Here is a 12,472-nt window from a genome sequence, read left to right as displayed (position 1 = left end):
CTATGGCTTTGGTAAAAGTCGATAATGTAGGCTTGTCTTATAGTGAAACTCCACTTTTTTCGAACATGAGCTTTTCAATCAATAGTGGCGACAGGTTGGGCATTATTGGCGATAACGGCGCTGGTAAAACCTCCTTGTTACGGTGTGTCGCTAAGTATTCAAATGATCACGAAGGAAGCATCGTCCATTCGAGAGGCATGCGATTTCAATATGTTGAACAGGGTTTTAACGAAGATTGGAATGAATGTAATGCTTTTCAGATCCTGAAAGATAGTCTGGAGGATTCTGTTAACGAAAAATGGAAAGTAGGCTGCACTCTTGAACTTTTCAGGTTTCCACAGGAATATTGGTCTCAACCATTCGGCCAACTGAGTGGTGGCTGGAAAAAAATGGTGGCAATTGCCAGGGCCGTCCTTTTAGAACCGGACCTACTATTGTTGGATGAGCCCACGAATCATTTGGATCAGACACACATAACGAATCTTTGTCATTTGTTAAGAGACAGCAATATCGTTCCTGCCCTTGCTGTAGTCAGTCATAACAGAGATTTTCTAGACACTGTTACTAACAGTACGCTAATTATACATGATCAACGCTTCAGTATTTTCAAAGTCCCTTTCACTCCGGCCAGAAAGCTATTGGCAGATCAAAGAGAAGCTTCTGCAAACGTTAGAATCGAGGCTTTGAATGAAATTCAGCGGCTCAAAAAAAGCGCTATTTTTCAACGCCAACTTGGTGTAAACCACCACAGTGACAAGGCCTTACAGAAAGCTAAAAAAATCGAAAAAAAAATCAAAGGCTTCGAATCCGTGGTTCCAGAAAAGCCAGTGCCCATAAATAGGGAAATAACATTGGCCATTGATAAATTCAATTCCAGAAAAATATTGCAAATAGATGATTTGACACTTTGCTCCCCGGATGGTGTCGCCTTGTTTTACATAAAGTCCTTGGTTATTAACAGGGGCGATAGAATCATCATTTCAGGAGGCAATGGCTGCGGGAAAAGTGTTTTTTTAAAAGCCATAATCGATATGGTTTCGGGGGTTGTAGTCGGCCCTTCAGTAAAGATCGGAATTGTCGATCAAGAACTTTCATTGCTGCCTCAAGAATCAGAGATTTTAGAGTTTATCAATGCTTGCTTCGGGCTTGATCGTCAGCAGGCAATCAATACACTTGCGGCTTCCGGGTTTTCATACCTGGACTCGCAAAAAAAGATAGGGCAACTGAGTTACGGAGAACGCGCACGTCTCGCAATATTGACGCTACGCCTGATCAATCCGAATTTTTTGATTTTGGATGAGCCAACGAATCATCTGGATATAAGCACCCAAGAACTATTGGAGTCTGAAATACAGCGCCTTGATCCAGCCGGAATAATAGTCTCCCATGATGCCAGGTTTGTGCAAAACGTAGGTGTTCGTTTTTTTAGAATTTCAAACGGGTTGTTGGAAGAAGAAAATTATTAAATATAAAATATCTGAAGCCAGCCTTTGATATTCAATAATCGTTTTGAGCTTTTCTGGATATGAGATTGCTTTATGAATAATATTATTGATTTAACGTCTGTCGATAAATCCTATTATCTGGCGCGCGAAACAACGGGCATTGCGTCATGGTGTAAGCAATTGATAAAACCTAGCTATAACTCCTATCAAGCATTAAGCGGAATAAATCTTACGGTTCCTAAAGGAGCTGCGGTTGGGTTTATAGGTCCTAATGGTGCAGGCAAGTCAAGTTTAATAAAGATTTTATGTGGGATACAAAAGCCTACTTCTGGAACTGTCCGGGTTCTAGGCCATAACCCTGCTCTCCGTGAAAAAGAGTTTCTTAATAAGATTGGCGTGGTGTTCGGCCATAAGACTTCGCTGTGGTGGGACTTGCCAGTTAAAACCAGTCTTGATACCTATAAAGAGATTTACAAAATAAAAGACAGTGACTACTCGAGCCGGCTCGAGGAGTTAAGCACCGCGCTGAATCTAGGCAATGTACTTCACAAACCGGTGCGCAATCTTAGCTTGGGAGAGCGCGTTAAATGTGAACTGACATTAAATCTTTTGCATTCGCCATCACTCATTTTTCTGGATGAGCCAACCGTGGGGCTGGATGTTACCTCAAAGTACGAAATACGCAGGTATTTAAATTACAAGCGTAAGGAAAGTAACCTTTCTGTTTTTCTCACCAGTCATGATTTGGGGGACATCGAGTCCTGCTGCGATGATGCAATAATCATTGATAAAGGGAGAATCCGCTTTGATGGATCAATGCATGAGCTTAGTGCAAATTTCAAAGCTAACGTAAAATTAACGGTGTCCCCTCTGAATATGGCCCAGAGCGAATGCGATCTGTTGAAGTTTAAAGAGACTATTGGGGCATTTCAAAACATAAGCTTAATCAATGACGCGCCCACCCAAGTGGTTTATCTGGTACCCAAGGTTTTGTTAGGAGCAGTTTTTGAGATGTTCCATCACGGCATTTATGATTTAGAAATTTCCCCCATGGATTTTGAAAACAATGTGGTGAATCTATTCAAATCCTGGTCAAGTGAGTGAATCGTGAACAATTTTGCTTATTTAAAGCTTATGCACACTGGCTTGCTCTCCGTGTACAGAGACAGATCGATGTTAATTACGGACCTGGTCATCGCTACCGGCGTCCCTTTCTTCATCCAGTTTGCTATTTGGCGCTTTGTTTATGATGGGGCCAGTACAGATAGATTGCCGCAATATAGCCTGGAGGAAACCTATTTATATTATGTCGCCGTGTTGGCACTAAATCGTTTGAACAATTCTTATGATCTAATTGTTCGAGTATCGACACATATACACGAAGGCAGGCTGGAGGGGGTTCTTGTAAAACCTGTTAGCTATTTCACATACAATTTATTCATTTTTTTAGGCGAGAGCATACTTTATTATATTCCGGTTTTATTAATTGCCGCGTTTGTGATTATCACTGGTGGCGATTGGGTTGGCGTCACGGGGTTCATCATGTTAAGTCTTGTAAACATCATATTTTGTTTTGTGTTGGGCTTTTTGTTTTCGCTCTCTACTTTTTGGTTAACGCGACCGGACATGACACTCAGCTTCCAGATGATTATGGCAAGTGTCATCGGCGGGACCTTACTGCCGATAGCATATTGGCCGGATTACCTTCAACCGCTAATGAGATATAACCCATTCCGTTTAATTATAAGTGGCCCGGCTGAATTTTTGCTACGCCCAAGTGCAGGGCTGCTGGTAGAGCTCGGGTGCCTATATTTAGTTTGGTTTTCTATTATTTGGTTGGCTTGTAAAGTTGTGTTCAGCGCTGGCTGTGGCAGGTATTCGGGGGCGGGAGGCTAAATGCATATTTTAAGCTTGATAAGGAATTCGGTTAAAGAAGAGGCCAGGTACAGGGTTAATTTTCTAGGTGGGATATTTGCTCTTTTGGTGCTTTATAGCCTTCAGTTTGTCTTTTTTGAGGTGATTAACTCGTTCATAGTCGATGATGAAGTAGATGCTAATTGGTTGATGGTTTTTTTTATGACCTATGCGGTGGGAGGCTTAATTGTTAATTTTTTTAGTTCGGCAGTGGCAGGCTTTTTTCGACAGTTAACACAAGGTAGAGTCGATACCCTGTTGGTACGCCCCATCAATTTACTGGTGTTGATTTTGTTCAGGTGGTGCCAAAGTTATTATCTTGTGGTCGCGCTGCTGTTGATCACTATATGTGTTGTTTCTAATAAGGTGGATTTCTCTCCTTTTTTTATCAGTGCTTTCAATACAGGGCTATATTTCATTGCGCTGTTAACCGGGGTTGTTGCCAGTATCACCTTTATACTGGCGCTGAGTTCTTTTTCGTTTATTACTCAGCGTGATTTACCTGTGGATTACATTCACTCCTCGGTTTTCACGTTCGCGTTGCTGCCCTCCAATTTTTACTCGAAGATATTGTTGTACGTTCTGGTTGCAGTTTTGCCGATGATTGTATTTGCTTCCGTTGCGCTGGATGCCCTTTACAACGGGTTAACCTTTTTCGTCTTGATGTTTGTTATAGGCGTGAATTGTGCTTTTTTTATCGTCGTCAAAATCGTTTATGGTTTCTTTAATCGCTTTGACAGTATTGGAGGATGAATTCGAACTTAATAGAGGATGCCTTCAAAGAATCGGCACCCAAGGCAGCTTGCATTGTGTACGGCTGGTGGTCCCCCACAATGCAGGCCGCTTGAATAGTGTTGCGATGGAGTCGTTACTCCGGCGAGTTATGCAGTCTTGAATTTATTCACGAGCATCTGAAGGTGAGTTCCCAAGCGTGCCAGCTCTACGCTGGACGCCGCAGTCTCTTCACTGGCTGCCGAGGTCTGCTCGGACACATCGCGTACGTTCAGCACGCTGCGGTTGATCTCCTCGGCGACTGCGCTTTGCTGCTCTGCCGCCGCTGCAATTTGCTGGTTCATGGTCTGAATCGCCGACACGGTCCGGGTGATGCTTTCCAGTGAGCCACCGGCGCGGCGGGTCAGCTCGACGCTGCTGTCAGTGAGGCTGCGGCTGTTGTCCATGATGTTCGCGACTTGCTGAGTGCCGCTTTGCAGACCGACGATCAGCTCTTCGATCTCTTCCGTGGACTTCTGGGTGCGCTGGGCCAGGCTGCGCACTTCGTCGGCGACCACGGCAAATCCGCGTCCCGCTTCACCAGCACGAGCAGCCTCGATCGCTGCGTTGAGCGCCAGCAGGTTGGTTTGTTGGGCGACGGACTTGATCACGTCGAGCACGCTGCCGATCTTGTCGCTTTCGCGTTTCAGATGCCCCATGGCTTCGGTGGAGTTGCCGACTTCCAGTGCCAGGCGCTCGATCTGCGCGATGGCTTCGCCGACGACCTTGTCGCCTTCGCGAGCCTGCTGGTCAGCGGCGACGGCGGCTTCGGACGCTTCTTCGGCGTTGCGCGCGACTTCTTGCACGGTGGCCGTCATTTCGTTCATTGCGGTTGCCACCTGGTCAGTCTCGACCTTTTGGCTGTTGACCCCGGCGCTGGTCTGTTCGGTGACGGCCGACAGCTCTTCGGCGGCACTGGCGATTTGCGTGACGCCGTCGCTGATGCCGCCGATCAGTTCGCGCAGGCCCAGGGTCATGCTCTGCATGGCCCGCTGCAGCTGACCGAGCTCGTCACGACGCTGGGAGATAAGGTTCTGGGTCAGATCGCCAGCTGCGACGCGCTCGGCCACTTTCAGGGTCTGGGTCAGGGGAATAACGATCTGGCGGGTAATGGCCCAGGCAGCGAGTATGCCAAAAGCGAGCGCCAGCCCGGTGGCCAGCAGCAACAGGTTCTTGGCGTGAGAAGCGTCGGTGTCGCGGACGATGGTTTGCGAGACGGTCAGTTTGTTGCTGACATCGAGCAGAATTTCACCTTGTTCGGCCATGCGTTTCAGGGCCGCGGCGCTCGCGACCTGGGAATCACGGTATTGGCTGACGGCGGCACGGTAGGCCTTGAGCGAGTCGGCGGCCTGTTGAAGGTTGGCGATATGCTGTTCCGGCAGTTTGGACGGCAGGCTTTCGAGGTTTTTCAGCGCGTTGTCGATGGCATCCAGCGCAGGCTGCTCGGCCTCGGTCTTGCCGCTGTAGGTGTAGCCCCGGACCTGGAAGCGCGCCTGTTGAATCAGTTTGCTCAAGTCGATAACGCTATTGAAATCGGCGACGCTGTCGCCCTGCAGCAACGACTTTTCGACTTCGCCAACGCGGGCCACGGCATTGTCGGCCGTAGCGCCGAGTTTGCTGCGGGCGTCTTCGCGGTTGGCGCCGGCCTGAATCATGACGGCAAAGGCTTGCTTGTACTGGCTGACAGCGGCCAGCTGCTGGTCGATCATCGCCACGTCGGCGGGTTGTTCGATCATCTTGCGGGCTTTTTGCAGGCCTGAATCCAGCTGGCTCAGCATGTCATTGACGGCGCCCGGACCCTGTTCGCCACGGCGCATTTCGTAATCCAGGCGGGCGATGCGCAGGTCTTTGGTCAGCACATTGAGGCTGGAAATGAAGCCCAGCGTATCGCCACGATTCATCACGCCACTCAGACCGGTCCAGCCGGTGAACGTGATCAGCAACGTCAGCAGCAGTACCAGACCAAAGCCGATGCTCAGTTTGCGATTAACGCTGACGTTTCCCAGATTCTCGGCTAGCCATCGGTACATGCTGCAACTCCCCAGGATCACAAAATGGATTTATGGAGCCTGTATCGGCAGAGCGGCGGCATTCTGTAGTGGCTGGAACGCTTTCCTTGTAGCAGCTGGCGAAGCCTGCGTCCGGCTGCGAAGCAGTCGTCAATCAGGTGTCCTCGGTTAACCTGAAAGACAGCGGTGCGAGATTTTGCGACTGCTTCGCAGCCGGACGCAGGCTTCGCCAGCTGCTACAGGTCGTGCTTAGTTAGAAGAGGCGTGCGAGCAGCGCGGTGACGGCGGTCTCGACGCGCAGGATGCGCTCGCCAAGCTGCACCGGTTGCAGGCCCGACTTTCCCAAAAGCTCGATTTCGTAAGGAATCCAACCACCTTCAGGACCGATGGCCAGGGTCACCGGTTCGTTTAGGCCACGAGGGCAGGGCGGGTAGTTGCCGGGATGGCCCACCAGTCCAAGAGTGCCTTCGGTTATTGCGGGCAGACGGTCTTCGACAAACGGTTTGAAGCGCTTCTCGATGATGATCTCCGGCAGCACGCTGTCCCTGGCCTGTTCGAGGCCGAGGATCAGTTGCTCGCGAATAGCCTCGGGTTCCAGGAACGGTGTTTGCCAGAAGCTCTTCTCGACGCGATAGCTGTTGACCAGCACGACTCGTGGCACACCCATGGCTGCCACGGTCTGAAACACCCGACGCAGCATTTTGGGCCGCGGGAGGGCCAGCACCAGGGTCAGCGGCAGCTTGGCCGGTGGTGGTTGGTCGAGGATGACGCGCAGCTCGGCTTCATCGGCGTCCAGGCGCAGCACTTCGGCCGAACCCATCAAACCGCCGATTCGCCCCACACGCATGCTGTCGCCCACTTCACAGCGGTGAACGTCCTGCATGTGAGTCAACCGGCGATCACGCAGGATCGCCCGGTCAGCCGAAATGAAATCGGCCTCTTCGAGAAGCAGCAGGTTCACGGCTGGGTCGCTGGCGGCTGGTCGTTATGATCGTCAGCCGGCTGGTCGTCCGGGTGTTCGCCACGTTTGCTGATCAAGCCACCGAACAGCACGCCGATTTCAAACAGAAGCCACATCGGTACGGCCAGCAAGGTTTGGGAGAAGATGTCCGGCGGCGTCAGGATCATGCCGACCACGAAGCAGCCGATGACCACGTACGGGCGGATCTTCTTCAGGTATTTGACGTCGACCACGCCGATCCACACCAGCAGCACCACGGCCACCGGGATCTCGAACGCCACGCCGAAGGCGAAGAACAGCGTCATGACGAAGTCGAGGTAGCTGGTGATGTCGGTCATCATTTCCACACCGGCCGGGGTGGCGGCGGCGAAGAATTTGAAGATCAGCGGGAACACCAGGTAATAGGCGAACGCCATGCCGGTGTAGAACAGCACGATGCTGGACATCAGCAACGGCACGGCAATGCGCTTCTCATGCTTGTATAGGCCCGGCGCGATGAAGCCCCAGATCTGATGCAGGATCACCGGGATCGCCAGGAACAGCGAGACCATCATGGTCAGCTTCAATGGCGTCAGGAACGGCGATGACACGTCGGTGGCGATCATCGTCGCACCGGCCGGCAGGTAGGCGCGCAGCGGTGTCGAGACGAAGGTGTAGATCTGCTGGGTGAAGGCGAACAACCCGGCGAAGATGATGAAGATCGCCGCTACGCAGCGCAGCAGACGGGTACGCAACTCGGTGAGGTGCGAAACCAGCGGCATGTGCTGGTCGTTTTCAGGAAGATCGCTCATGGGGCTCGCGGCGGCAGTGTTGGGTCATGAGGGGCCGGCGCAACAGGCGCAGCCGCAGGGGTAACAGGTTCAACCGGCGTCGCTGCAACAACGGGCGCAGGCTCCGCGGCGGGCACGACAGGTGAAAGCTCGACGGCGGGAGCGGGAATCTGTTGCTCCGCCACCGGTTCGACCGGTTGAACCGGCGTGGCTTCCTGCTGGGTCGGCGAGAAGATTTTCCGCGCCTCCTGCTCCAACGACAGGATGTGCTCGTTGTGCAGTTGCCGACGAATCTCGTCGGCACCGATTTCACGTTCAACTTCCTGTTTGATCGCGTTGAAGCTCCGCTTCAGGCGCCCGACCCACAGGCCGGCGGTGCGCGCAGCACCCGGCAGGCGTTCGGGACCCAGCACCAGCAGGGCCACGAGGCCGACGAGCAGCAGTTCAGAGAAGCTGATACCAAACATTAGTCAGTGCTCACACGTCTTTGCGGATCGGCTCTTCAACTTTTGTTGCCTGCACATCGATAGTGTGCGGCTGGTTCACCGAGGCCTGTGGCTGAACAGGCGGAACCGGTTGGGCCGGAGTTACTGTCGGCTCGGCCGGCTTTTCGTCGTCGTTCATGGCTTTCTTGAAGCCCTTGATCGATTCGCCGACGTCGGTGCCGAGGTTTTTCAGTTTCTTGGTGCCGAATACCAGCACGACAACAACCAGGATGACGATCCAGTGTTTCCAGTCAAAAATGCCCATGTTGCTGCTCCTCTCTAATAGTTGTTCAGGCGGACGGGCGCGAGGCTTTCTCAGCGTGTCCGGACAGACCGAAACGACGGTCCAGCTCATCAAGTACAGCCTGTGGATGCTGCCCCAGTTGGGCGAGCATGACCATGCTGTGGAACCACAAATCGGCGGTCTCGTAGATCACATCGCTGCAGTCGCCGCTGATGGCGGCGTCCTTGGCGGCAATGATGGTTTCTACCGACTCTTCGCCGACTTTTTCCAGAATCTTGTTCAAGCCCTTGTGGTACAGGCTGGCGACATACGAGCTGTCGGCGGCGGCGCCTTTGCGCTCTTCCAGCACTTCGGCCAGTCGGGTCAGAGTGTCACTCATGTGTGTGTCCTGCGGAATAGATAGCGTGCGGATCTTTCAGGATCGGGTCGACGGTTTTCCAGTCGCCGTTCTCGAAGACGCGGTAGAAGCAGCTTTGGCGGCCGGTGTGGCAGGCGATGTCGCCGATCTGCTCGACCATCAGGATGATCACGTCAGCATCGCAGTCCAGGCGCATCTCATGCAGGGTCTGCACGTGGCCGGACTCTTCACCCTTGCGCCACAGCTTGCCACGCGAGCGCGACCAGTAAATGGCGCGGTTCTCGGCAGCGGTCAGTTCCAGCGCTTCGCGGTTCATCCAGGCCATCATCAGGACGCGCCCGGTCTTGTGATCCTGTGCGATCGCCGGCACAAGGCCATTGGCGTCCCACTTGATCTCGTCCAGCCAGTTGTTCATCTACGACTCCGAAGCAGGCTCACACTTCATAAAGACAAGCCTACGTGAAATTCAGCGTTGAAACAGTGTGCCAGTGCGCAGCACAACTGGCTATCGGCGAACGACCAGATACAAGCCGACGGCCATCATGATTCCGGCTGGCCAGTACGCCAGATCGTTCAGCGGACCACCCATGGCCAGGATGGCGCCGCCAGCCAGGTGAGCTGTGCCAAGCAACCGCAGGAACCAGTCGTCCCGGCGTCGATGCCAGGGTGGGGGGGGATCGTAGGCGTGGGGCTGGGACATGCGTTCGAGCAGGTCGCGGGCCATGTTGGCCAGATGCGGCAGTTGTTCGAACTGGCTCTGCACGTTGCCGAGCAAGGCTTTGGGGCTGACGCGCTCACGCATCCAGCGCTCGAGGAACGGCTGGGCGGTGTTCCACAGATCGAGGTCCGGGTACAGCTGACGGCCCAGGCCTTCGATGTTCAACAGGGTTTTTTGCAGTAACACCAGCTGCGGTTGCACTTCCATGTTGAAGCGTCGAGCGGTCTGGAACAGGCGCATCAGCACCTGACCGAAGGAAATATCTTTTAACGGTTTTTCAAAGATCGGTTCGCAAACAGTACGGATCGCCGCTTCGAATTCGTTGAGTTTGGTTTCTGCCGGGACCCAGCCCGAATCGATGTGCAACTGCGCCACGCGACGGTAATCGCGCTTGAAGAACGCGAACAGGTTGCGCGCCAGGTAATCCTGGTCTTCCGGGGTCAGGCTGCCGACGATGCCGCAGTCGATGGCAATGTACTGCGGGCTCCACGGGTTCACGGTGCTGACGAAGATGTTGCCGGGGTGCATGTCGGCGTGGAAGAAACTGTCGCGGAACACCTGGGTGAAGAAGATTTCCACGCCGCGCTCGGCGAGCATTTTCATGTCGGTGCGCTGATCGGCCAGGGTCGCGAGGTCAGTGACCTGGATGCCGTAGATGCGCTCCATCACCAGCACTTTCGGCCGGCACCAGTCCCAGTAGACTTGCGGTACGTACAGCAGCGGCGAGCCTTCGAAGTTGCGCTTCAACTGGCTGGCGTTGGCTGCTTCGCGCAGCAGGTCGAGTTCGTCGTAGATGGTTTTCTCGTAGTCCTGGACCACGTCCACCGGGTGCAGCAGGCGCGCATCGGCGGAGAGTTTTTCCGCGGCGCGGGCGAGGATGAACAGCCACGCCAGGTCCTGCGCGATGATCGGTTTGAGACCCGGGCGGATGACTTTGACGACGACTTCTTCGCCGGTTTTCAACTGTGCGGCATGCACCTGCGCCACCGAAGCGGAGGCCAGGGGCTCGACGTCGAAGCGGCTGAAGACCTCACTGATTTTCTTGCCCAACTGTTCTTCGATCAGCTTGACCGACACTTGCGAGTCGAACGGCGGCACGCGGTCCTGCAACTTCATCAGCTCATCGGCGATGTCTTCCGGTAGCAGGTCGCGGCGGGTGGACAGGATCTGCCCGAACTTGATGAAAATCGGCCCCAGGTCCTGCAACGCCAGGCGCAATCGCGCGCCACGGCTCAGGTCCAGGGTCTTGCGCGGGAACCAGCGCCACGGCAAGGCATAGCGCAGCGCCCGCAAAAACCAGGGCAGCGGCAGGGCGAACAGCAGGTCATCGAGGCGGTAGCGAATCACAACGCGCTGGATGCGCAACAAACGGCGGACGGCAAGCAGCTTCATGCGTTATCGCTTGGGTCGAGGGATCGGGAAAGGCGCTCGAAACGCGCCTCGAGGCGGTCCAGATCGAGTTTGATCTGGTCCAGTTCACTGAATCGGGCTTCGGCCTCGCGCTGACCAACGAGGGTGCGCGATTCTTCGGCCAGGTATTCGCCCAGGTTCTGGTTGAGGCTGGTGAATCCTTGCTGATACCAGCGTGCGCGACTGCGCAGGTGGCCGCCGACCAGGTGCGTGGCGACCGGTCCGAGCCAGCGCGAGAGTTCGTACTCCCAGTCCAGCTCCAGGTCCTGCAGGATGGCCGCCAGTTCCAGCAGCACGCCGCTGTCGCCGTCGAGTTCGACTTCAGGCTCATGCAAAACCGAGGTCTTGTCTTTGCTCATCGCCAGCTTCAACAGGCTGGAAGCCGGTGCGCGCAAGGTGCAGTCGGCACCGGTTTCCCAGTGTGCCGCGAGCATCAGGCCTTCGTCGCTGGGCAGAATGAACAGTTGCAGCGCCGGGCTGCGGCAATCGACGGCGATCACCCGCCCGCTCAAATGTGCCAGGCGCGGCAGCGCCGTGCTGTCGAGACGCAGCACCCGGTTCAAACCGAGTTCAACGCTGGCGAGCAGGCCGGCCAGCAGCATCAGGGCTTGATGCCGCGGTGCAGGGCGACGATGCCTGCGGTCATGTTGTGGTAGGTCACGCGGTCGAAACCGGCCTCGACCATCATCGATTTCAGGGTTTCCTGATTCGGGTGCATGCGGATCGATTCGGCCAGGTAGCGATAGCTTTCCGAGTCGTTGGTGATCAGTTTGCCCATCAACGGCATGAACGCGAACGAGTAGGCGTCGTAGGCTTTGGACATCAGCGCGTTGGTTGGCTTGGAGAATTCCAGCACCAGCAGACGGCCGCCTGGCTTGAGGACGCGCAGCATCGAACGCAGGGCGTCCTCTTTGTGCGTCACGTTACGCAGGCCGAAAGCGATGGTCACGCAGTCGAAATGGTTGTCCGGGAACGGCAGCTTTTCAGCGTCGGCCTGGACGAATTCGACGTTGCCGGCGACACCGAGGTCCAGCAGGCGGTCACGGCCGACCTTGAGCATGGACTCGTTGATGTCGGCCAACACCACCTGGCCGGTCGGGCCAACGAGGTGCGAGAATTTCTTGGTCAGGTCGCCGGTACCGCCGGCGATGTCCAGCACGCGGTTGCCCGTGCGCACGCCCGACAGTTCGATCGCGAAACGCTTCCACAAGCGGTGCATGCCGCCCGACAGGAGGTCGTTCATCAAGTCGTACTTCGCGGCTACCGAGTGGAAAACCTCAGCGACTTTTTCCGCTTTTTGGCTTTCCGGAACGTTTTTGAAACCGAAGTGAGTGGTGGGTTCGGCATCGCTGCCTTTGCGCTGATCAGTCATATCGCTGTCACCAGA

At 54.6% G+C, this 12,472-nt stretch carries 14 protein-coding genes and 1 pseudogene; 4 read left to right on the top strand and 11 right to left on the bottom strand.

Annotated features, from left to right (window positions below; genetic code table 11):
• The first annotated feature begins 2 nt into the window (after positions 1 to 2).
• The 4 genes from EJA72_RS08460 (at position 3) to EJA72_RS08445 (ending at position 4,112) form a co-directional block, all read left to right on the top strand.
• Entirely contained in the window at positions 3 to 1,466 is a 1,464-nt protein-coding gene (locus EJA72_RS08460) for an ATP-binding cassette domain-containing protein (protein WP_157711035.1), read from the top strand.
• A 72-nt stretch (positions 1,467 to 1,538) separates the two neighbouring features.
• The gene (locus EJA72_RS08455; RefSeq protein WP_157711034.1) at positions 1,539 to 2,549 is read left to right on the top strand and encodes an ATP-binding cassette domain-containing protein; all 1,011 of its coding nucleotides are present in this window, start codon (positions 1,539 to 1,541) and stop codon (positions 2,547 to 2,549) included.
• A 3-nt stretch (positions 2,550 to 2,552) separates the two neighbouring features.
• Positions 2,553 to 3,341 (top strand): ABC-2 family transporter protein, encoded by a 789-nt coding sequence (locus EJA72_RS08450; RefSeq protein ID WP_157711033.1) that lies wholly within the window; start codon positions 2,553 to 2,555, stop codon positions 3,339 to 3,341.
• Positions 3,342 to 4,112, top strand: coding sequence for an ABC-2 family transporter protein (locus EJA72_RS08445; RefSeq protein ID WP_157711032.1), 771 nt, complete (start codon positions 3,342 to 3,344; stop codon positions 4,110 to 4,112).
• Positions 4,113 to 4,240: 128 nt separating this feature from the next.
• Here EJA72_RS08445 and EJA72_RS29625 read toward each other — a convergent pair whose 3' ends face one another.
• From EJA72_RS29625 to ubiE, 11 genes and pseudogenes are all read right to left on the bottom strand, one after another.
• The gene (locus EJA72_RS29625; RefSeq protein ID WP_372240692.1) at positions 4,241 to 4,957 is read right to left on the bottom strand and encodes a methyl-accepting chemotaxis protein; all 717 of its coding nucleotides are present in this window, start codon (positions 4,955 to 4,957) and stop codon (positions 4,241 to 4,243) included.
• Positions 4,958 to 5,101: 144 nt separating this feature from the next.
• Positions 5,102 to 6,160: pseudogene (locus EJA72_RS29620) on the bottom strand (methyl-accepting chemotaxis protein); the annotation flags it as partial.
• Between the two features lie 232 nt (positions 6,161 to 6,392).
• Complete coding sequence (locus EJA72_RS08435) at positions 6,393 to 7,100, bottom strand: 16S rRNA (uracil(1498)-N(3))-methyltransferase (protein ID WP_178129188.1); 708 nt, start codon at positions 7,098 to 7,100, stop codon at positions 6,393 to 6,395.
• Positions 7,097 to 7,891 (bottom strand): twin-arginine translocase subunit TatC, encoded by a 795-nt coding sequence (tatC, locus tag EJA72_RS08430; protein WP_090176639.1) that lies wholly within the window; start codon positions 7,889 to 7,891, stop codon positions 7,097 to 7,099. The genes EJA72_RS08435 and tatC overlap by 4 nt, the downstream gene beginning before the upstream one ends.
• The gene (gene tatB, locus EJA72_RS08425; RefSeq protein WP_157711030.1) at positions 7,888 to 8,337 is read right to left on the bottom strand and encodes a Sec-independent protein translocase protein TatB; all 450 of its coding nucleotides are present in this window, start codon (positions 8,335 to 8,337) and stop codon (positions 7,888 to 7,890) included. The genes tatC and tatB overlap by 4 nt, the downstream gene beginning before the upstream one ends.
• Before the next feature lie 10 nt (positions 8,338 to 8,347).
• Complete coding sequence (locus tag EJA72_RS08420) at positions 8,348 to 8,620, bottom strand: twin-arginine translocase TatA/TatE family subunit (RefSeq protein ID WP_157711029.1); 273 nt, start codon at positions 8,618 to 8,620, stop codon at positions 8,348 to 8,350.
• Between the two features lie 25 nt (positions 8,621 to 8,645).
• Positions 8,646 to 8,978 (bottom strand): phosphoribosyl-ATP diphosphatase, encoded by a 333-nt coding sequence (locus tag EJA72_RS08415; protein ID WP_008047820.1) that lies wholly within the window; start codon positions 8,976 to 8,978, stop codon positions 8,646 to 8,648.
• A complete protein-coding gene (hisI, locus tag EJA72_RS08410) occupies positions 8,971 to 9,372 on the bottom strand; it encodes a phosphoribosyl-AMP cyclohydrolase (protein WP_157711028.1) in 402 nt (133 codons plus the stop codon). The genes EJA72_RS08415 and hisI overlap by 8 nt, the downstream gene beginning before the upstream one ends.
• 90 nt (positions 9,373 to 9,462) lie before the next feature.
• Positions 9,463 to 11,067 carry a ubiquinone biosynthesis regulatory protein kinase UbiB gene (gene ubiB, locus EJA72_RS08405; RefSeq protein WP_157711027.1) on the bottom strand — a complete coding sequence of 535 codons (1,605 nt, stop codon included), beginning with the start codon at positions 11,065 to 11,067 and terminating at the stop codon, positions 9,463 to 9,465.
• Entirely contained in the window at positions 11,064 to 11,687 is a 624-nt protein-coding gene (locus EJA72_RS08400) for an SCP2 domain-containing protein (protein WP_157711026.1), read from the bottom strand. The genes ubiB and EJA72_RS08400 overlap by 4 nt, the downstream gene beginning before the upstream one ends.
• Complete coding sequence (gene ubiE / locus EJA72_RS08395; RefSeq protein ID WP_007948968.1) at positions 11,687 to 12,457, bottom strand: bifunctional demethylmenaquinone methyltransferase/2-methoxy-6-polyprenyl-1,4-benzoquinol methylase UbiE; 771 nt, start codon at positions 12,455 to 12,457, stop codon at positions 11,687 to 11,689. Before ubiE ends, EJA72_RS08400 begins: the two co-directional genes overlap by 1 nt.
• Between the last annotated feature and the right edge of the window lie 15 nt (positions 12,458 to 12,472).

The organism is Pseudomonas sp. PB120 (assembly GCF_009761815.1).
Lineage (GTDB): Bacteria > Pseudomonadota > Gammaproteobacteria > Pseudomonadales > Pseudomonadaceae > Aquipseudomonas.
This window is presented reverse-complemented; position numbering and strand designations above follow the sequence as displayed.